Origin of the sequence: Stenotrophomonas sp. RG-453, from assembly GCF_033843685.1 — a bacterium.
Lineage (GTDB): Bacteria > Pseudomonadota > Gammaproteobacteria > Xanthomonadales > Xanthomonadaceae > Stenotrophomonas > Stenotrophomonas bentonitica_A.
Genome location: NZ_JAMYED010000003.1, coordinates 58,475 through 77,755 on the forward strand (window position 1 = coordinate 58,475; position 19,281 = coordinate 77,755).

Annotated in this window: 17 protein-coding genes; 8 read left to right on the forward strand and 9 right to left on the reverse strand. The window is 67.1% G+C overall.

Translation table 11 applies throughout. The features are described 5' to 3' along the window. The first annotated feature begins 51 nt into the window (after positions 1 to 51). Positions 52 to 1,329, forward strand: a complete 1,278-nt coding sequence (locus NJD74_RS05795; RefSeq protein ID WP_319623832.1) for an MFS transporter — start codon at positions 52 to 54, stop codon at positions 1,327 to 1,329. Here the strand turns inward: NJD74_RS05795 and NJD74_RS05800 are convergent, their stop codons facing one another. The 4 genes from NJD74_RS05800 to NJD74_RS05815 all read right to left on the reverse strand — a co-directional run bounded on the left by NJD74_RS05800 (position 1,330) and on the right by NJD74_RS05815 (position 6,389). Beyond that, on the reverse strand, positions 1,330 to 1,791 hold the full coding sequence (locus NJD74_RS05800; RefSeq protein WP_019185865.1) for a bacteriohemerythrin: 462 nt from the start codon (positions 1,789 to 1,791) through the stop codon (positions 1,330 to 1,332). A gap of 70 nt (positions 1,792 to 1,861) precedes the next feature. Further along, entirely contained in the window at positions 1,862 to 3,208 is a 1,347-nt protein-coding gene (locus NJD74_RS05805) for a diguanylate cyclase (protein ID WP_070471792.1), read from the reverse strand. Positions 3,209 to 3,339: 131 nt separating this feature from the next. After that, positions 3,340 to 4,917, reverse strand: coding sequence for an MASE1 domain-containing protein (locus tag NJD74_RS05810; protein ID WP_319623833.1), 1,578 nt, complete (start codon positions 4,915 to 4,917; stop codon positions 3,340 to 3,342). A 185-nt stretch (positions 4,918 to 5,102) separates the two neighbouring features. After that, positions 5,103 to 6,389 carry an FAD-binding oxidoreductase gene (locus NJD74_RS05815; protein ID WP_319623834.1) on the reverse strand — a complete coding sequence of 429 codons (1,287 nt, stop codon included), beginning with the start codon at positions 6,387 to 6,389 and terminating at the stop codon, positions 5,103 to 5,105. Between the two features lie 197 nt (positions 6,390 to 6,586). Here NJD74_RS05815 and NJD74_RS05820 point away from each other — a divergent pair, with 197 nt between their 5' ends. From NJD74_RS05820 to NJD74_RS05850, 7 genes are all read left to right on the forward strand, one after another. Continuing rightward, on the forward strand, positions 6,587 to 7,345 hold the full coding sequence (locus NJD74_RS05820) for a gamma-glutamyl-gamma-aminobutyrate hydrolase family protein (protein WP_319623835.1): 759 nt from the start codon (positions 6,587 to 6,589) through the stop codon (positions 7,343 to 7,345). Then, positions 7,342 to 8,739 carry a glutamine synthetase family protein gene (locus NJD74_RS05825; RefSeq protein WP_319623836.1) on the forward strand — a complete coding sequence of 466 codons (1,398 nt, stop codon included), beginning with the start codon at positions 7,342 to 7,344 and terminating at the stop codon, positions 8,737 to 8,739. Before NJD74_RS05820 ends, NJD74_RS05825 begins: the two co-directional genes overlap by 4 nt. A 132-nt stretch (positions 8,740 to 8,871) precedes the next feature. Then, complete coding sequence (locus tag NJD74_RS05830; RefSeq protein WP_319623837.1) at positions 8,872 to 9,978, forward strand: polyamine ABC transporter substrate-binding protein; 1,107 nt, start codon at positions 8,872 to 8,874, stop codon at positions 9,976 to 9,978. A gap of 164 nt (positions 9,979 to 10,142) precedes the next feature. Then, positions 10,143 to 11,276 (forward strand): polyamine ABC transporter ATP-binding protein, encoded by a 1,134-nt coding sequence (gene potA, locus NJD74_RS05835; RefSeq protein ID WP_019185858.1) that lies wholly within the window; start codon positions 10,143 to 10,145, stop codon positions 11,274 to 11,276. Further along, on the forward strand, positions 11,273 to 12,184 hold the full coding sequence (locus NJD74_RS05840; protein ID WP_019185857.1) for an ABC transporter permease subunit: 912 nt from the start codon (positions 11,273 to 11,275) through the stop codon (positions 12,182 to 12,184). The genes potA and NJD74_RS05840 overlap by 4 nt, the downstream gene beginning before the upstream one ends. Continuing rightward, on the forward strand, positions 12,181 to 13,026 hold the full coding sequence (locus NJD74_RS05845; protein ID WP_019185856.1) for an ABC transporter permease subunit: 846 nt from the start codon (positions 12,181 to 12,183) through the stop codon (positions 13,024 to 13,026). Before NJD74_RS05840 ends, NJD74_RS05845 begins: the two co-directional genes overlap by 4 nt. Before the next feature lie 116 nt (positions 13,027 to 13,142). Beyond that, positions 13,143 to 14,507, forward strand: coding sequence for an NAD-dependent succinate-semialdehyde dehydrogenase (locus NJD74_RS05850; RefSeq protein WP_046272011.1), 1,365 nt, complete (start codon positions 13,143 to 13,145; stop codon positions 14,505 to 14,507). Positions 14,508 to 14,692: 185 nt separating this feature from the next. Here the strand turns inward: NJD74_RS05850 and NJD74_RS05855 are convergent, their stop codons facing one another. From NJD74_RS05855 to NJD74_RS05875, 5 genes are all read right to left on the reverse strand, one after another. Beyond that, complete coding sequence (locus NJD74_RS05855) at positions 14,693 to 15,691, reverse strand: magnesium and cobalt transport protein CorA (protein ID WP_319623838.1); 999 nt, start codon at positions 15,689 to 15,691, stop codon at positions 14,693 to 14,695. Positions 15,692 to 15,706: 15 nt separating this feature from the next. Continuing rightward, a complete protein-coding gene (locus NJD74_RS05860) occupies positions 15,707 to 16,963 on the reverse strand; it encodes a DUF4105 domain-containing protein (protein ID WP_319623839.1) in 1,257 nt (418 codons plus the stop codon). Positions 16,964 to 16,971: 8 nt separating this feature from the next. Further along, entirely contained in the window at positions 16,972 to 17,853 is an 882-nt protein-coding gene (locus NJD74_RS05865) for a transporter associated domain-containing protein (protein ID WP_046272009.1), read from the reverse strand. 64 nt (positions 17,854 to 17,917) lie between these two features. Continuing rightward, entirely contained in the window at positions 17,918 to 18,511 is a 594-nt protein-coding gene (locus NJD74_RS05870; protein WP_319623840.1) for a hypothetical protein, read from the reverse strand. Between the two features lie 82 nt (positions 18,512 to 18,593). Beyond that, positions 18,594 to 19,280 carry a hypothetical protein gene (locus NJD74_RS05875; protein ID WP_319623841.1) on the reverse strand — a complete coding sequence of 229 codons (687 nt, stop codon included), beginning with the start codon at positions 19,278 to 19,280 and terminating at the stop codon, positions 18,594 to 18,596. Position 19,281: the final 1 nt, after the last annotated feature.

Sequence of the window (19,281 nt, forward strand, 5' to 3'; positions counted from 1 at the left end):
GCTTGGGGAGGGCGTGGCAGAATCCGGCAGCTGCCCTTTTCTGCGTACCCGATGTCCACACCTGCTGTCGCACCCGTCGTGAACTCCCCCCGCCGCATCCTGCTGGCGAGCCTGATCGGCACCACCATCGAGTTCTTCGATTTCTACATCTACGCCACCGCGGCGGTGCTGGTGTTTCCGCACCTGTTTTTCCCCGAGAGCAGCGATGGCGCGGCGATGCTGCAGTCGCTGGCGACCTTCGCCGTGGCCTTCATCGCGCGGCCGGTCGGCTCGGCGGTGTTCGGTCACTACGGCGACCGCATCGGGCGCAAGGCCACGCTGGTGGCGGCATTGCTGACGATGGGGGTTTCCACGGTGGCCATCGGCCTGCTGCCCACGCATGCCAGCATCGGCCTGGTCGCACCGGCACTGCTGGCGCTGTGCCGTTTCGGGCAGGGCCTGGGGCTGGGGGGAGAGTGGGGTGGTGCGGTGCTGCTGGCCACCGAGAATGCACCGCCCGGCAAGCGCGCCTGGTACGGCATGTTCCCGCAGTTGGGTGCTCCGCTGGGCTTCCTGCTCTCGGCCGGTATCTTCCTGCTGCTCGGCCGCGCGATGAGCGAGGCTGATTTCCTGCGATGGGGGTGGCGCGTGCCCTTCCTGGCCAGTTCGATGCTGGTCGGCATCGGCCTGTGGGTGCGCTTGAACATCCACGAGACCCCGCAGTTCCAAGCCGCACTGGACCGCAACGAGCGGGTCAGGCTGCCGATGTGGAGCGTGCTGCGCGACCACCCGTTGACGCTGGTGCTGGGCACGCTGGGAGCGTTCGCCACCTTCGTGCTGTTCTACCTGATGACGGTGTTCACCCTCGGCCATGGCACCACCGTGCTGGGCTACTCGCGCGAGCAGTTCCTGCTGCTGCAGATGGTCGGCATCCTGTTCTTCGCGGCGGGCATTCCCATTTCCGCGCTGTACGGCGACCGTTGGGGCACGCGCCGCACGATGATCGTGGCCAGCGGCCTGATCCTCGCCTTCGGCGTGGCGTTCGCGCCGCTGTTCCAGGCCGGCAGCCCGTGGCTGGTGTTGGGGTTCCTGGCGCTGGGCCTGTTCCTGATGGGCCTGACCTACGGCCCGTGCGGCACCTTCCTGGCCGAGATCTATCCGGTGCAGGTGCGCTACACCGGCGCCTCGCTCTCGTTCAACCTGGCCGGCATTCTCGGTGCGGCCCCGGCGCCATACGTGGCCACCTGGCTGGCCGAACGCTATGGCCTGGTCGCCGTGGGCTATTACCTGTGCGTCACCGCATTGATCACCATCGTCGCCCTGCTGGCGATGGGCCGGCGCGGGCGCTGATCAGCGGAAGAAGCGCTTGAGCGTGCGGCCCAGCCAACTACCCTGCTGGTGCTCGCGCGCGAACTGGTTGAGATGCTGCTTGACCTGCGGTGCGTAGGCCTTGTCGTCGCCCCGGATATGATTGAACAGCCAGCGCGAGAGCATCGTGCGCAGCTCTTCGGTGATGTCCTCACCGGCCTGGAAACGCAGCCGGTACTCGCCCACGCGCTTGCCGAAGATCTCATGCACGCGCTTGTGCGCCGAACAGAACGGATAGCCGGCTTCCTCCATCAGCTCTTCTTCGAAGGCGAAATGGGACATCGTGTAATCCACCAGCTCGTCGATCACCTCGGCCACGGCCAGCCGCTCCAGGCTCTTCTGGGCGACGTGCAGGTGGTTGAGCATCTCCACGATGCGCATGTGCTGGTGATCGATGACATCGATACCGATGTTCAGATCGTCCTGCCAGACCAGAAGTGCCATGGTGCGTTCCCCGCGCTGTTCAACTGGGGGCGACTCTAGGCAGTCGCGGCCGGGGCCGCGTTGATCTCGATCAAGGCACCAGGGCAGGCTCGCGCTGGCGTGGGCCGGTGGCCACGGTGGCGCAGTGGACCCGGTTGCGGCCGCCGGCCTTGGCCAGGTACAGCTGGCGGTCGGCCTCGGAAATCAGCCGGTGCAGCGAGTCGCGCTGCGGGCGCAGGCAGCACAGCCCGATGCTCACCGTCATGCGCAGCGTGGTGTGGCCCAGGTCGACCTCCAGCGCGGCGATGGCCTGGCGCAGTTCGTCGAAGTAATGCACGGCCTGCTCTTCATCCATGCCGGGCACCAGCAGGCAGAACTCCTCGCCACCGAAGCGCGCGATCAGGTCTTCCTGGCGCGCGTGCTGGGCGACCGCCGCGGCCACCGCGCGCAGCGCGTCATCGCCGGCCTCGTGGCCATGGGTATCGTTGATGTGCTTGAAGTGGTCGATATCGATCATCGCCACCGCCACCTGCTCACCATCCAGGTGCAGCTGCGGCAGCTGGCGCTGGCTCTGTTCCAGGAAGCAGCGGCGATTGGGCAGGCCGGTCAGGAAATCGCGGGTGGCCAGGTCCTGAAGGGTGCCGATCAGCTCCAGCTGGTCCACGTTCTGCGAGACGCGGCAGAAGAACTCCTCGCGCGAGAAGGGCTTGCGCAGGAAATCGTTGGCGCCGTTCTTGAGGAAGCGCGGGATCAGCGACGGGTCGGTATTGCCGGAGATCCCGATCACCGCCAGCTTGTCGCGTGAGCGCATCGTGCGCAGGCGGCGGGTGAACTCCACCCCCTCCATGCCCGGCATCTCCTGGTCGACCACGGCCAGCCGGATCGCCGGGTGCGCTTCGATCGCCTTCAGCCCTTCGGCACCGTCGGCCGCCTCGTAGACATCATGCCCGTACATGCGCAGCAGCGAGGCGGCGTACATCCGTGCCGACATCGAATCATCCACCACCACCGCGGCGATCCGCCGGTTGCGCTCCAGCCGCTGTACCAGCCACACCAGGTAATCGATGCTGCCCGGCGTGTTCTTCAGCACGTAATCGATGATCTGCTGCTGCAGCACCCGTTTGCGCAGGTCCTCGTCGTAGACGCCACTGACCACCACCGTGGGCAACCCGCGTGAGAGGAAGTAGTCCACCACGGTATCGCGGTCACCATCGGCCAGCACCAGGCCGGTCAGGACCAGGAACCAGCCGTGTTCCTCATCCAGCAACCGCCCGGCCTCGGCCAGGCTGGTCGCGACCGACACCGGCAGCTCCAGCCGCTGCTCGATCGCCTCGCGCAGCATGCTGGTGAACGTGCGCGAGTTTTCCACCAGCAGGATCCGCTGGGGCAGGGCATCACCGGGGTCGCTGAGGACAGCGCCCTGCAACAGTGCCGGCATGAGGCGTACGCTCGGTTCCGAGTGGGTCGGGACTGGTAGCGGCGGTTTCACGCGTAACTTTAGGGGTGGTCGACGCGTTCCGTCCGTGCTCGCCGAAGGCCTGGACATTCCGTCGCCCGCTCAGGCAGGCGCTATGCGCACCCCGTGCGCAGCAGCGTTTCACTCCGTTGCGGGACGGGGAGGGCGGTCTCCCTCAGCAGAATCCTGATGCGATTGTGGCGGCAATGCACTCTCCCGCCGTGGGCAAGCACGCGTGCCGTCAGCTGCTCACGCGCCAGGTCCGTCGTTGCCCACGAGAGCGCGCGACCTCTGTCCAGCAGTGCCACCACCATGACGATTCCGCGCTGCTCCCGCACGCGGCCGCAACGTGTCTGGATACTGAGCTGCCCGGTTTCCCGCCCCAGCAGAAGAGACACAGCATCATTCAACGTCCGATAGGCCGCCAATTGCAGTTCCACACTCAAATGACAGGGATTGCCGGCGAGGAGTGGACGGGTTACGCGATGCGTTTCTTCCCAGGCCTGGCGAAGACCGCCAGTCTGCATGGTCAGATAAAGGCCGAGCTGCTCAAGCGAGGTTGGATAGAGGAGGCTGGTCTGTTCGCGGAACTGTCGTGCGTGCTTCGCCGATGCACGTAGCAGGTCAGTGGCGGTGTCGTGGTGACCGTGCGACTGAAGCCATGTCATCACCTGGCTGAGTGAAGCATCGATTCCATCGCCGATTTCCCTCAGATGAAGAGCGCGCTCTTTGAGGTGCATTTCCGTGGAGATCTGAGACGTTCTGGCTAGCGCCCGGGCCGCTTCTTCGGCCAGCGCGCGGGCCCTGTACTGCTGGCGGTAATAGCTGATGCTCGAGCCCAGCGCCAGGAGCGCGATGCTGAGCACTGCCATGCTCTGCTGCGTGGCGAAGGTCTCCGCGTCGAAGGATTCCGGATGGCCGGAACTGGGCGTCGTCATGTGGATGATCAGGTTCAGCAGCGGAACGCCGATGGCGGCTCCGCGCCATCCATGCATGCACGTGAGCGCAATCGCAGGCAGGGCCATCAACAGCAGCACGCTGGCCTTGGCACCAGCGGTTTCCGGTGCCATCACGGTGGCCGACAGTCCGAGCAGAAGGGTCAGCCCGATGGCGGCCAGGGTGGGCACCGTGAAGCGCCTCGACCACTCTGGTTCACTCCGCCGACGTGTCCAGAGCAGCGCAGGCAACGCGACGGTCAAGATGGCAATGAAATCGCCCAGAAACATGCGGGCTGCGCCGCTCAGCGGCGGAATGGAGGGGGGTACCGGCCATAGCAGGTGCGATGCTGTGATATTGATCGTGGTGGCTGCAGCGGCGGAAGCGATCGCGACGGACACCAGCCAGATGTCGGTAGTACCTGCCATCATCCTGCGGTGTAGACGAACGATCATCGCCACGGCGGGCATGAGGAACGCCGAACCAAGGACGACCCATAGCCAGCCATACTTACCGATCATCGGAACGCGCATCTGCGCGAAGTAGGCGTACTCCCCAAGGAGGAGGTAAGGCCACAGTCGCGGTGGGCAGATCAGCAGTGCGGCAACGCGCACGCCGGCCGGCAGGTAAAACTGGTCGAGGGATATTTTCCGAGCGCCCCAGCAGGCCACGGCGTACACCACCGCAAGGATCCATCCGGCCGGTTGGATACGCAGATTCAGATGAAGACCTTCGTTCGACCACTGCAGTCCCACGCCCCCCTCCCATCTCGCCGGTGGAAAATCCCAGGGCGAGTGCCGATTCCGCACGAGCATCCGTTCCATGCTGACGGTATCGACAGAAGGCCGATCGTGCAATTGCGGGATCGCGGCCGGGTCTCAGGCACCGGTTCGCGCCAGTTCAGTTTCTGTAACACGCAGGATGCCGGCCCCTTGAACCCTCACCACAACGCATCGCGCAGCTTGTACCAGGACATCGCCGCCACCAGCAGCGGCGTCCGCAGCAGGCGCCCGCCGGGGAAAGGGCGGTGCGGGATACGCTCGAACACGTCCAGCCGCTCCGCCTGCCCGGCAATCGCCTCGGCCAGCACCTGGCCTGCCAGGCCCGCAGCGGCAACACCGTGGCCGGAAAAGCCCTGCGCGAAATAGACATTCGGGGTCAGCCGGCCCCAGTGCGGGGCACGGTTGCGGGTGATGTCGACATAACCGCCCCACACGTACTCCAGCTCCACGTCGGCCAGCTGCGGGAACACCGCGCGCATGCGCCGGGTCATCACCCCGCGCAGGCCGGGCGGGGGCAGGGCGGAGTAGCTGGCCTGGCCGCCGAACAGCAGGCGGTGGTCGCGGCTCAGTCGGAAATAGTCCAGCGCCCAGCTGACATCGGCCACGGCCATGTCGTTGCGGATCAGTGATTGCGCCCGCGCCTGTCCGAGGACCGCGCTGGCGCCGATGTAGGTGCCGACCGGCATGATCCGCGATTCCAGCTCGGGCGCGATGCCCTCCAGCCAGGCGTTGCCGGCGATCACCACGTGATCGGCGCTGACCGTGCCGTGCGCGGTACGCAGTTGCGGCCGGGCCCCCCGGATCAACTGCAGTACCGGCGACTGCTCGTGGATCACCGCCCCGGCTGCCTCGGCGGCACGGGCCAGGCCCTGTGCGTAGGCCAGCGGATGCAGGTGGCCGCTGTGAGGATCGAACATGGCCCCGCGATAGCGCGGACTGTCCAGTTGCCCGCGCAGCTGGGCGCGGTCCCACCACTCCAGGGGATAGTCGTAGCGCTGGGCCAGATCGATCAGCCCGGCGCGCAGCATGCGCTCCTGGCGGGGTTTGATCGGCACGCTGGCGTGGCCGTCGCGCCAATCGCACTCGATCTGGTGGCGGACGATGCGGTCACGCAGCAGGCGCATGCCATCGCGCGAGAATTCGAACAGCGCCCGCGCGTCTTCAGCGCCCACCAGATGCTCGAGCGTATCCACCTCGCAGCCGTAGCCGACGATCGCCTGGCCACCGTTGCGGCCGGACGCCCCCCAGCCCACGCGGTGCGCCTCCAGCAGCACGACGCGATAACCGCGCTCGGCCAGGGTCAGGGCGGCGGACAGGCCGGTGTAGCCGGCACCCAGCACGCACACGTCGGCGCTCAGATCCCCCGTCAGCGGTTCACGTAGCGGCGCGCCCGGCACGCTGTCGGCGTACCAGCTGGGTGCATGCGCCTCGCCGGCAGCCGTCATGCCGGGCACCGGCGGGGAGAGGACAGGACAACAATCATGGACAAAGGATGCCAGCAACCGGCGCGCGGGACAGGGGTCAGTCTGTCGCAGCTACTGCCGCAGGCGTGTGAGGGGGGCGCGCACCGCCGATGCGGCGCTGTGTTGCGCGAGGTCTGCGCACGGGGGTAACGTGGCTGCAGGTCATCCGAGCATGACGCATGGTCTCGCCCCCTTGGGTCGGACTGCCCACCGACAGCACGATGCTGGGCCATCATCCCTTCGCGGCGGCGGGTGAGAAGTACGTCCGCGCGCTGGCCGAGGCGGCCGGTGTCACCCCGGTGCTGCTGCCCAGCCTGCAACCGCCGCTGCCGGCCGCGCCGTGGCTGGACCGGCTGCAGGGCCTGCTGCTGACCGGCGCGGTAAGCAACATCGAGCCGCATCTGTATGCGGGGCCGCCGAGCTGGCCGGGCAATCGGCATGACCCGGCGCGCGATGCGAACGCGCTGTCCTTGTTGCATGAAGCGCTGGCCCGCGATCTGCCGGTGCTGGCGATCTGTCGCGGTTTCCAGGAATTGAACGTGGCGCTCGGCGGCAGCCTGCATCCGCGCGTGCACGAGGTGCCGGGGCTGGGCGATCATCGCGAAGACCCACAGGCGGCGGTCGAGGTGCAGTATGGTCCTGCACATGCGGTGCAGCTGTCCGAAGGCGGTTGGCTGGCCGGCTGGGCCGGGGTGCCCACGGCAACGGTCAATTCCGTGCACGGGCAGGGCATCGATCGCTTGGCCGAGGGCCTGCAGATCGAGGCCGTTGCTGAGGATGGCCTGATAGAAGCCGCCCGCAGCACCGCGCATCGTTTCGTGCTCGGGGTGCAGTGGCATCCGGAGTGGCGGGTGGCCGACAATTCGTTCTATCACAGCATTTTTCACGCTTTCGGCGATGCTTGTCGCCGCAACTCTCTTACAGCAGACCGGTCATGACCACCCGAACGCGTTCGCGCAAAGCCGCCGCCCCCAAGCCTGTTCCGCAGGAGAGCACGCTGCTGCGCTGGCTCAAGGACCGGCGCATCACGGAGGTGGAGTGCCTGGTGCCGGACATCACCGGCAACGCGCGCGGCAAGATCATTCCGGCCGACAAGTTCTCGCACGATTACGGCACGCGCCTGCCGGAGGGCATCTTCGCCACCACCGTCACCGGCGAATTCCCGGACGACTACTACGAGCTGACCTCGCCCTCGGACTCGGACATGATCCTGCGCCCGGATGCCGACACCGTCCGCATGGTGCCGTGGGCAACCGATCCCACCGCGCAGGTCATCCACGACTGTTTCACCAAGACCGGCGAGCCGCATGAGCTGGCCCCACGCAACGTGCTGCGCCGGGTGCTCAACGCCTATGCCGAGCTCGGCCTGCGCCCGGTGGTGGCCCCGGAGCTGGAGTTCTTCCTGGTCCAGAAGAACACCGACCCGGATTTCCCACTCTTGCCGCCGGCCGGCCGTTCCGGTCGCCCGGAGACGGCGCGCCAGTCGTACTCGATCGACGCGGTCAACGAGTTCGATCCGATCCTCGATCTGATGTATGACTACTGCGACGCGATGAAGCTGGACGTGGACACGCTCATCCACGAATCCGGCGCCGCGCAGCTGGAGGTCAACTTCACCCACGCCAATGCGATGGACCTGGCCGACCAGGTGTTCCTGTTCAAGCGCACCATGCGCGAGTCGGCGATGCGCCACGGCATCTATGCCACCTTCCTGGCCAAGCCGATGGAGAACGAGCCGGGCAGTGCGATGCACATCCACCAGAGCCTGCTGCGGATCAGCGATGGCAGCAATGTGTTCAGCGGCGAGCACGGCGGTGAGGATTTCAGTCCGCTGTTCGGCCATTACCTGGCCGGCCTGCAGAAGTACGTGCCGGCGGCGATGGCGTTCTTCGCGCCGAACGTGAACTCCTACCGCCGGCTGATGTTCGGCGAGGTCTCCCCGAGCAACGTGCACTGGGGCTTCGACAACCGCACCTGCGGGCTGCGGGTGCCGCTGGATACGCCGGAGAACATGCGGGTGGAAAGCCGGTTCGCCGGTTCGGACGCCAATCCTTACCTGGCCATCGCCGCGACCCTGGCCGCCGGGCTGCTGGGCATCCGCGAGCAGGGCTCGCCGACCGCCCCGATCAGCGGCAGCGCGAAGGAGCTGGGCTACGACCTGCCACGCTCGCTGGGCGAGGCGCTGGACGGGCTGGAAGGCTGCCCGGCGCTGCGCGAGATGCTGGGCGAGCGCTTCTGCCGTGCCTATGTGTCGGTCAAGCGCAAGGAATACGAGACCTTCTTCCGGGTCATCAGCTCTTGGGAGCGCGAGTTCCTGCTGCTCAACGTCTGACCCCAGGCACCACATCCGGCATGGCCGTGAGGGCCGTGTGCTGGGAAAATGGGGGCATGCCCGGTAGGCTGGCACCCGTTGCGCCGGTCCGGCCGGTTCCCCCCAACTCGCACCTGACCTGTGGAGAGTCCGATGAAGCTGCGAATCCTCACCCTCGGCATTGCCGTATCCGTGCTGACCGCCTGTGGCGGCGGTGACAAGCAGGACGACGCCAAGGTGCTGAACGTCTACAACTACAGCGACTACATCGCTGAAGACACCATCCCGAACTTCGAGAAGGCCACCGGCACCAAGGTGACCTATGACGTGTTCGACAGCGATGAGATGGTCGAAACCAAGCTGCTGGCCGGCAACAGCGGCTACGACGTGGTCGTGCCGACGCTGAATTTCTTCGGCCGCCAGATCAAGGCCGGCGTGTTCCTGCCGCTGGACAAGAGCAGGATCCCGAACCTGGCCAATCTCGACCCGAGTGTGATGAAGCGCATCGCGCAGCAGGACCCGGGCAACGAATACGGCGTGCCGTACATGATCGGCACCACCGGCATCGGCTACAACGTGGAACTGCTCAAGCAGCGCTTCGGCGGCAGCACCGAGATCGCCAACAGCTGGGACCTGATCTTCAAGCCCGAAAACATCGCCAAGATGAAGGACTGCGGGATCACCATCCTGGATACGCCGTCGGACATGATCCCGATCGCGCTGCACTACCTGGGCGAGGATCCGCACAGCCAGGACCCGGCCACGCTGGAGAAGGCCGCCGGGCTGCTCAAGACCATCCGCCCGTACGTGCAGAACTTCCACTCCTCGCAGTACGTGGGCTCGCTGGCCAACGGCGGCACCTGCCTGGTGGTGGGCTGGTCCGGTGACATCATCCAGGCCCGCGACCGCGCGGCCGAGGCCTCCAACGGCGTGACCGTGGCCTACTCGATCCCGCGCGAAGGCGCCCCGCAGTGGTTCGACATGCTGGCCATCCCCAAGGATGCCAAGCACCCGGAGGCGGCCTACGCCTTCATCAACTACCTGCTCGAGCCCAAGGTCGCCGCGGCCAACACCAACTTCATCCATTACGCCAACCCGGTGACCACGGCCACGCCGCTGGTGGACGAGGCGATCCGCACCGATCCGACCATCTACCCGCCGGCCGATGTGGCGGCCAAGATGTTCACCTACTCGATCAACACGCCGGAGGTGGACAAGCTCTACACCCGGCTGTGGACCGAGGTGAAAACCGGGCGCTGAGTGCCCCCTGCGACGCCGGCCCCGCGCCGGCGTCGTCGTTTCGGGGGCCGCGTGCGTCCGGGGCCGGCAACGCGGGCCGCCCCGCCGGGTAGCACATGACGCGGCCACCACCGGTAAAATGGGATGCTCCCCCCGTCCTGCCGCCGCTCCTGGAGCCGCCCCCCATGCCATTTGAAGCCAAGCCGGAAGGCGCGGTCCTCCCGGTCCTGGAACCGGGTTACCTGTCCATCCGCGCGCTGCGCAAGGAGTTCGACGGCTTCGTCGCGCTCGACGACGTCACCCTGGACGTGCGCAAGGGCGAGATCTTCGCGCTGCTGGGAGGCTCGGGCAGCGGCAAATCGACGCTGCTGCGCTGTCTGGGCGGCTTCGAGACTCCCACCCAGGGCACCATCGACCTGGACGGCCAGCGCATCAACGCGCTGCCGCCGTACCAGCGCCCGATCAACATGATGTTCCAGTCCTATGCGCTGTTCCCGCACATGACGGTGGAGCAGAACATCGCCTTCGGCCTGAAGCAGGACGGCATGGCCCGCGATGCGATCAATCGCCGTGTCGGCGAGATGCTGGAGCTGGTGCAGTTGACCAAGCTGGCCAAGCGCAAACCGCACCAGCTCTCCGGTGGCCAGCAGCAGCGCGTGGCGCTGGCGCGGTCGCTGGCCAAGGGTCCGAAGCTGCTGTTGCTGGATGAGCCGATGGGCGCGCTGGACAAGAAGCTGCGCTCGCAGATGCAGCTGGAGCTGGTCAACATCATCGAGACCACCGGGGTGACCTGCGTGATGGTCACCCACGATCAGGAAGAAGCCATGACCATGGCCACCCGGATCGCGGTGATGGATGCCGGCTGGATCCAGCAGGTCGGCAAGCCGGATGAAATCTACGAACAGCCGGCCAACCGGTTCGTGGCCGAGTTCATCGGTTCGGTGAACCTGTTCGACGGGGTGCTCGATGAGGACCTGCCCGAATACGTCACGGTGCGCACGCCGCTGTTCCCTGCGCCGATCTACGTCGCCCACGGCATCACCGGCTACGAAGGCCAGCCGGTAGCCTTCGCGCTGCGCCCGGAGAAGGTGATGATCGGCAAGGACGAACCGGCCGGCGACACCAACAAGGCGCAGGGCGTGATCGAGGAGATCGCCTACTTCGGCAGCCACTCGGTGTTCCATGTGCGCCTGCCGAGCGGGGCCAAGGTGCTGTCCAACTTCGCCAACTCGCAGCGCTGGGCCAGCGATGGCCTGACCTGGGGCGACACCGTCTGGGTGCACTGGCGCGACAACGACGGCGTGGTGCTGACCTCATGAGCGCGACCGGCTGGAAGCGCTGGCTCCCGGGCACGCGCGCCGGCGTGATCGCCGCGCCGTACCTGTGGCTGCTGCTGTTCTTCGCGGTGCCGTTCGTGATCATCCTGATGATCTCCTTCGCGCGCACCCAGGTCGGCTCACCGCCGTACACCTGGCTGCTGGAGTACGTGGACGGCGCCTTCTCGCTCAAGCTCAACCTGGGCAGCTACGCGGCACTGGTCAAGGACAACCAGTACCTGCTGGCCTACCTGAGCTCGATCAAGATCGCGGTCATCTCGACCCTGCTCACGCTGTTGATCGGCTACCCGATGGCGTATGTGATCTCGCGGATGAGCCCGGCCGCGCGCAACGTGGCGATGATGCTGGTGGTGCTGCCCTCGTGGACCTCGTTCCTGATCCGGGTGTATGCGTGGATCGGCATCCTGGACCGCAACGGCCTGCTCAACCAGCTGCTGCTCAAGCTGGGCCTGATCGATGCACCGCTGCAGATCCTGTACACCCCGACCGCAGCCTACATCGGCATCGTGTACTGCTACCTGCCGTTCATGGTGCTGCCGCTGTACGCCAACCTGGTCAAGCTGGACAACCGCCTGCTCGAGGCCGCCTACGACCTCGGCGCCAAGCCGTGGCAGGCCTTCCTGCGGATCACGCTGCCGCTGTCGCGCACCGGCATCATCGCCGGCTGCATGCTGGTGATGATCCCGGCCGTGGGTGAATTCGTGATTCCGGAAATGCTGGGCGGGCCGGACACGCTGATGATCGGTCGCGTGCTGTGGGGCGAGTTCTTCAACAACCGAGACTGGCCGACGGCCTCGGCGGTGGCGATCGTGATGCTGGCCCTGCTGCTGGTGCCGATCCTGCTGTTCAACCGCATGCAGCAGCGCGAGCTGGAAGGAAAGCTGGCATGAGCATGGTGCGCAGCAACCGCTGGTTGGGCTGGAGCCTGCTCGGGCTCGGCTTCGCCTTCCTGTACCTGCCTATCCTGTTGTTGATGGTGTATTCCTTCAACGCCTCCAAGCTGGCCACGGTGTGGTCGGGCTTCTCCACGCGCTGGTACGGTGAGCTGTTCAACAACCGCCAGATCCTGGACGCGCTGTGGATCAGCCTGAAGGTCGCATTCTGGACCGCCTGCGCGGCCACCGTGCTCGGCACGATGGCGGCGATGGTGATGACCCGCATGCGCCGCTTCCCCGGCAAGACCCTGTTCGGGGCGTTGATCACCGCACCGCTGGTGATGCCGGAAGTGATCCTGGGCTTCTCGCTGATGACCCTGCTGGTGGCGATGGGCGGCATCCCCGGCTTTCCCAGCCGCGGCGTGACCAGCATCTGGATCGCGCACGTCACCTTCACTCTGTCCTTCGTGACCGTGGTGGTGTCTTCGCGGCTGCAGGAGCTGGACCGCTCGCTGGAGGAGGCCGCCATGGATCTTGGCGCTAGCCGGCTCAAGGTGTTCTTCCAGATCACCCTGCCGATCATCGCCCCGGCGCTGGTGGCCGGCTGGCTGCTGGCGTTCACGCTCTCCCTTGATGACGTGGTGATCGCCAGCTTCGTGGCCGGGCCGAACTCCACGACCTTGCCGATGAAGGTGTTCTCCTCGGTGCGGATGGGCATCAAGCCGGAGATCAACGCGCTGGCCACCTTGATGGTGCTGGCGGTGTCGATCGCGGCGGTGGTCGGCTGGTACATCACTGCCCGGGCGGAAAAGCGCCGCCAGCGTGACATGCAGATGGCACTGCAGGACCCCAGCTGAACGGTGCCGGGGCAGGCCGCTGCTGCGACGCTTTGTCGCGGCGTTCACCCTGATCCGGCAACATCCGGCTCACGAGGCCGGGCGCACAATGCGGGTCTGACTTTCGGAGACCCGTGATGACCGCTGACATCATCAATCCCGCGACCGGCCAGGTCACCTACCGCCATGAACTGCTCACCGCCAAGGAGGTCGAGCAGCGCCTGGCGGCAGCTGCCGGGGCGTTCCCGGCCTGGGCGGCGCGTTCGCTGCAGGAGCGCGGGGCGATCCTGCGCGCGATTGCCGCCCAGCTGCGCCAACGCAAGGGCGACATCCAGCACGCGATGACCACCGAGATGGGCAAGCTCAAGGTGGAGGCGCTGGGTGAGATCGAGAAATGCGCCGAGGCCTGCGAGTTCTACGCCGACCATGCGGCTGACTACCTCAAGCCGCAGCTGATCGATACCGAAGCCCAGCGCAGCTACGTGCGCTATGAGCCGATCGGCTGCGTGTTCGCGGTGATGCCGTGGAACTTCCCGATCTGGCAGGTGTTCCGCTTCCTCGCGCCGGCGTTCATGGCCGGCAACGTGGCCCTGCTCAAGCACGCCAGCAACGTGCCGCAGTGCGCCGACCTGATCCTGGCGGTGTGCCGCGACGGCGGCCTGCCCGAAGGCGTGTTCGATGTGCTCCACATCGACAACGACCAGGCCGCCGAAGTGCTGCGCGACAAGCGGGTCAAAGCGGTAACGCTGACCGGCAGCGAGCGCGCCGGGCGCTCCATCGCGGCCAACGCCGGCGACCAGCTCAAGAAGTGCGTGATGGAACTGGGCGGCAGCGATGCCTTCGTGGTGCTGGACGATGCCGATCTCGAAAAGACGGTGGCTGCAGCAGTGAAGTCACGCTTCGACAACAGCGGGCAGACCTGCATCGCGGCCAAGCGGTTCATCGTGGTCGATGCGATCGCCGATGCGTTCGTGGAGAAGTTCGTCGCCGCTGCAGGCAAGCGCGTCTACGGGGATCCGCAGGACGAGAACACCACGCTGGCCCCGATGGCACGCGCGGACCTGCGCGACGAACTGCACAAGCAGGTGCAGGACAGCATCGCCAAGGGCGCCAAGCTGCTGCTGGGCGGCGAGCCGGTGGCCGGTTCGCATGCTGGCTATCCGGCAACGATCCTGGACAACGTCACCCCCGGCATGCCGGCCTACGACGAAGAACTGTTCGGTCCGGCCGCGGCGATCCTGCGGGTCAGCGATGACGCCGAAGCCTTGCGCGTGGCCAATGACACCACCTTCGGCCTGGGTGGCAGCGTGTGGACCACCGATGCGGCCCGTGGCGAAGCCATCGCCCAGCAGCTGGAATGTGGTGCCGCCTTCGTCAACGCCATCGTCAAGAGCGACGTGCGCCTCCCCTTCGGCGGCAGCAAACGTTCCGGCTTCGGCCGCGAACTCGCCGAGCATGGCATCCATGAGTTCATGAACATCAAGACCGTTTACGTCGCCTGATGCCATGAACCGGGTAGTGCCGGCCGCTGGCCGGCTCACGCCCATGCCCCGGACGCCCGCGAACATCAGATAAGGGTCATGCCACCGGAGGAGCCGGCCAGCGGCCGGCACTACCCACCGTCGTGGCCAGCCGTCGCCCGCCGTAGCGAACAACGGTCACCACCGTAGCGACCAACGGTCGCTGCCTAAAGCCAGCGCGCGCGCTTGAACAACCGGTACAGGCCCACGCACACCGCACCCACGCCGATGATCATCGCCGGGTACGCCCACGGCTTGTCGAGCTCGGGCATGTGCGTGAAGTTCATGCCGTACCAACTGGTGATCAGGGTCGGGGCGGCCAGCAGCGCCGCCCACGCACCCAGGCGCTTGACCGTCTCGCCCTGGGCCAGGGTGACCAGCGAGAGGTTCACGCTCAGCGCGGTGCCCAGCATTTCGCGCAGGGTGTCGATCACATCGCTGATCCGTACCGCGTGGTCGTGCACGTCGCGCAGGTACAGCTTCACTTCGTCCGGCACCAGGTCACCCTGGTAGCGCTTGATCTGCGAGAGCATGTCCTGCAGCGGCGCCACGGCCATGCGCATCTTGTTGAGCTCGCGCTTGAGCTCGTACAGGCGCACCACGGTGTGGCGTTTATAGTTGTCGGAGAAGATGTCCTTCTCCAGCAGTTCCAGCGTGTCGCGGTAGCGCTGGGTGATCGGCAGGTAGTTGTCGACCACGAAATCCAGCACCGCGTACAGGCAGTACGAGGGCCCCATGGTGCGCAGCAGCTCCGGCTCGCGCTCCACGCGGGCGCGCGGGGCGGCATAGGAGAGCGACGCGCCGTGCCGCACCGTGACCAGGAAGCGCGGGCCGAGGAAGGCGTGCGTTTCGCCGTAACGGATCCGCTCGTCCACCATCTGCGCGGTGGTCACCACCACGAACAGCGAATTGCCGTAGGCCTCGACCTTGGGCCGCTGGTGCGCGTTGCGGGCGTCCTCGATGGCCAGCGAATGCAGGCCGAATTCTTGCTGCAGTTTCAGCAGCACGCTGTCATCGGGCTCGTACAGGCCGACCCAGACGAAGCCGTTGTCGCTGGCGATCACATCGCTGATCGCATCCAGGCTGATGTCGTGGCGTTTGCCCTGGTCATCGTAGTGAACGCAGTTGATGACGCAGGCGGGGTTATCGGGTGTGACGGTATCCATGGCGGGCATCGTGCGTCAGCGGCCCGTGACGGACAGGTCACGGCGGCCCAGCGTCCACGCCAGCGCCACGTGGATCGGCAGCAGCAACACGATCCACTGCAGGTTGTACTGCGCCTGCAGGGTCAGCCAGTGCAGCACCAGCCCCAGCAGGGACAGCCCGGCCACCGCCCACAGCACGATCCGGAACCACGCGCGCGGCACGCGGCCGCGCAGCAGGGTGACCGCGGCGGGGACAAGCAGCAGGCACAGCGGCGAGAGCTGCAGCAGGTTGCGGTTGGCCCAGGCGGCCTGGTGCGCGCTGAAGCCCCACAGGTAGGTCAGCAGAGCGCCGCCAATACCGCAGAACAGCCAGAACGGCAGCGCGAGGCCACCAAGCAGACGACGCCGGCGCCGCAGGGCGACCACGCCTGCGGCAGCGATCAGGCCGCACAGCAGCCACGGCCACCAGCGGCGGGGAGACTCGCTCGGTTCCGGCGCGATCCGGTGCGGCAGCAGTTCCTGCTCGGCCTGCACCAGCGGGCGCCCTTCGCTGTTGCGGACCTGGCGCAGCGCATCGGCCAGGCGCATCGGGACGAACGCTTCCTGCCAGCGCGACAGCGGCTGGTCGGCAAACGGGCCCAGGCCGATATCGAAGCCCAGCCACATCCACGGCGAGGGCGAGGCCAGGCGTACCGATTCACTGCGGTAGGTGTTGCCGCGCGAGCGCCCCGACAGCTGCGAATGCAGGCCGCCACCGAGGGCACCATCGATCGCATCGCGGACCATGGTGGCGCAGTTGGCGGTGTAGTAATCGTAGTGGTAACGCGCGTTTTCCGGCTTGGCGCGCTCGGCCAGCGATTCGGCCAGGGTGCGCGCCTGCACGGGCGTCAGGTCCAGCCACTGCACGCTCGCGCCGCGGCCGCTCTCCTGGTAGTAGGAAAGATCCTGCCCGAGCGGCAGCGCGACCAGGTAGTACATCATGTCGCCGCGCACGAAGTTGCCGATGAAATCGGACTCGCTCGGGTCGAAGTAACCGAAGTTGTAGGAGGTCGCTTCGCCAGTGACCGGATCGACCACCACCAGCGCGTCATGCCCGAAGCGTTCGAAGAAGATCTCGCCCGGCTGCATGGTGACCACGCCGATGCGCGGCGCCTCGCCGGCAGGTGCCGCGGTGGCGGGCGCGGGCGCGGCATCCTGCGCGGCCAGCGCCCCGAAGGGCAGGCTGGCCATCGCAAGCAGCGACAACACGAACAACAGGCGGCACAGCGACCACCGATTCAAAGGGGGCCGCATGGCGTGGGTCAATCCTCGTTGTGGGTGTCGGGCGGCAGCACGGTCACGTGGAACGCCTGCACGCGGCGGGCATCGGCACGCGCCACCCGGAACACGAAGCGGTCCAGGGTGAGCTCATCGCCGGTTTCGGGCAGGTGCCCGATCGCCTCGGTGACCAGGCCACCGATGGTGTCGTAGTCATCGTCGGGGAAGGTGGCGCCGAAGCGCTCGTTGAAATCCTCGATCGCGGTCAACGCGTCGACCACGTACTGGCCATCGGCCTGGATCGCGATCTGCGAGGTGTGGTCCTCGGCCTCGTCATGCTCGTCGTCGATCTCGCCGACGATCTGCTCCAGCACGTCCTCGATGGTGACCAGCCCGGCGACACCGCCGTACTCGTCCACCACGATGGCCATGTGGTTGCGCGAGAGCCGGAACTCCTTCAGCAGCACGTTGAGCTTCTTGGCCTCGGGGATCAGTACCGCCGGGCGCAGCAGCTCACGGATGTTGGCCGGCCCGTTGTCGGCGACCACGCCGCGCAGCAGGTCCTTGGCCAGCAGGATGCCGAGGATGTCGTCCTTGTTGTCGCCGTGCACCGGGAAGCGCGAATGGCCGGATTCGACCACCTGCTTCATCAGTTCAAGGAAGGGGGCTTCGACCGGCAGGGAGACCATCTGCGAGCGCGAGATCATCACGTCGCCGACGGTGAGCTCGGCCACCGAAATGGCGCCCTCCATCATCCGCAGCGTGTCCGCGGCGATCAGGCCGTCTTCGTGCGCGGTGTGCAGTACCGCCACCAGCTCGTCGCGGGTGTGGGGTTCGCCGGAGAAGGCAGAGGTCAGGCGTTCGAGCCAGCTGCGCTTCTTTTCATTGTGCTCCTGCGCGGAGCTACTACTGTCGTCTTCAGACATCTCTGGAAAAAAGGCACCCGGCAGGCCGGGCGTTGGATTTAGTCTATCAGGATGCGAGGGCCTGTCAGCGCCTCGCCGCCGCCGGGTTCACGCCCGGCGAGGGGGCCGCGGTGGGGCTGGCCGGCGGTGTTTCCTCCTCCGGCGGCAGGTCCAGGCTGTAGGTGCAGCCGGCCAGGGTCTTGCCCGGGTGCGACTTGACCGTGGACAGGCTCAGGATCACCGATTCGATCAGGGCCTCGCCGGTCCGCGGGTCGGTCACGTCGCGGCTGACCAGCTCGCGCCCGGCCATGAATTTCTGGGGGGTGTCCACGCCGTCTTCCAGGGCCAGGCGCTTGGCCAGCGGGCGCGGGTCGGCCAGGTCCAGGATGGCCATGATGCTGGCCCCGGCGACGGCGATGTACTCGGCGCGCTCGCCGAACACCGTGATCGGCGCGGCCAGGCGGAATTCGGTCATGAACTGGTTGGTCTGCGGCAGCGGCTGCAGGCCGTTGGCGACTGCCTTGAGCGGGTCGGCCACGACCGGGGCCACCGCCTCGTAGTCGCTCACGCGCTGGCGGCATTCGATCAGGGCGGGCAGGTCCAGCGGTGGCGCTTCGGCGAAGGCCGGGGCGGAAAGCACGGCCAGCAGGGCCAGGCAGGCAGGTCGCAACGGGGTCATCGGAACAGGTCCATCAACAAAGGCGTGCAGCGCACGGACGCGGCGTCGATCATAGCGGGGGGCGGCCCGCCATGGCAGGCCGTCAGCGACGGCGCAGCAGCCAGCGCACGGTGGCGGTGAAGGTGACCACCGCGATCCCCGCCGCACACAGCAGCAGCACCACCGCACCCAGGTGGATCAGCGCGGGGGCGCCGGCGGTGGAGGCGACCAGCCCGCGCCCGAATACCAGTGCGAAGGCGGCGGCCAGCACGAACAGCAGGGCGACCTGCACCGGCCGGGCACGGAAGGTCGCCGATTGGGCCGGTCGGGCACCATCGCGCCGCGACCAGGCATACAGCGTCCGCCACCCCAGGGGAGCGGCCAGCGCGGCCGCCAGGCCTGACCAGGCCACCACGCTGAAGCCGCTGGCGGTGAGCGTTGCCCCGCCCGGGTCGGCCAGCAGATGGGGCAGGATCAGGCCCGCGAACAGGCACGTGAGGGTGCCACCGATGAACACGGCCACTGACAGCGTCGCCAGCCGGCGGGTCCAGCTCGCGGACAACGGCGCGCGCCGTTGCCGGGCCGCCCACCAGCTGCGTGACGGCGCCAATGACAGCAAGGCGATCACCGCCGACAGCGCCAGCATGCCCATCCGGATGGCGCCGGGATCACGCCCCGCCGGGGCCAGTGCGGTCAGGCCTGGCGCGCCCAGGGCGGAATACACCCCCGCCAGCAGGGACAGGGCGAGCAGTGCAGGGCCCAGGGCGGAGCGTCGATCAGGCATCGGCATG

Excerpts from the sequence above, each read along its gene's own strand:
- NJD74_RS05795 (WP_319623832.1), top strand. The coding sequence starts at position 52 with ATGTCCACACCTGCTGTCGCACCCGTCGTGAACTCCCCCCGCCGCATC.
- NJD74_RS05800 (WP_019185865.1), bottom strand. The coding sequence starts at position 1,791 with ATGGCACTTCTGGTCTGGCAGGACGATCTGAACATCGGTATCGATGTC.
- NJD74_RS05805 (WP_070471792.1), bottom strand. The coding sequence starts at position 3,208 with ATGCCGGCACTGTTGCAGGGCGCTGTCCTCAGCGACCCCGGTGATGCC.
- NJD74_RS05815 (WP_319623834.1), bottom strand. The coding sequence starts at position 6,389 with ATGACGGCTGCCGGCGAGGCGCATGCACCCAGCTGGTACGCCGACAGC.
- NJD74_RS05820 (WP_319623835.1), top strand. The coding sequence starts at position 6,587 with ATGGTCTCGCCCCCTTGGGTCGGACTGCCCACCGACAGCACGATGCTG.
- NJD74_RS05825 (WP_319623836.1), top strand. The coding sequence starts at position 7,342 with ATGACCACCCGAACGCGTTCGCGCAAAGCCGCCGCCCCCAAGCCTGTT.
- NJD74_RS05830 (WP_319623837.1), top strand. The coding sequence starts at position 8,872 with ATGAAGCTGCGAATCCTCACCCTCGGCATTGCCGTATCCGTGCTGACC.
- potA (WP_019185858.1), top strand. The coding sequence starts at position 10,143 with ATGCCATTTGAAGCCAAGCCGGAAGGCGCGGTCCTCCCGGTCCTGGAA.
- NJD74_RS05840 (WP_019185857.1), top strand. The coding sequence starts at position 11,273 with ATGAGCGCGACCGGCTGGAAGCGCTGGCTCCCGGGCACGCGCGCCGGC.
- NJD74_RS05845 (WP_019185856.1), top strand. The coding sequence starts at position 12,181 with ATGAGCATGGTGCGCAGCAACCGCTGGTTGGGCTGGAGCCTGCTCGGG.
- NJD74_RS05850 (WP_046272011.1), top strand. The coding sequence starts at position 13,143 with ATGACCGCTGACATCATCAATCCCGCGACCGGCCAGGTCACCTACCGC.
- NJD74_RS05855 (WP_319623838.1), bottom strand. The coding sequence starts at position 15,691 with ATGGATACCGTCACACCCGATAACCCCGCCTGCGTCATCAACTGCGTT.
- NJD74_RS05860 (WP_319623839.1), bottom strand. The coding sequence starts at position 16,963 with ATGCGGCCCCCTTTGAATCGGTGGTCGCTGTGCCGCCTGTTGTTCGTG.
- NJD74_RS05865 (WP_046272009.1), bottom strand. The coding sequence starts at position 17,853 with ATGTCTGAAGACGACAGTAGTAGCTCCGCGCAGGAGCACAATGAAAAG.
- NJD74_RS05870 (WP_319623840.1), bottom strand. The coding sequence starts at position 18,511 with ATGACCCCGTTGCGACCTGCCTGCCTGGCCCTGCTGGCCGTGCTTTCC.
- NJD74_RS05875 (WP_319623841.1), bottom strand. The coding sequence starts at position 19,280 with ATGCCGATGCCTGATCGACGCTCCGCCCTGGGCCCTGCACTGCTCGCC.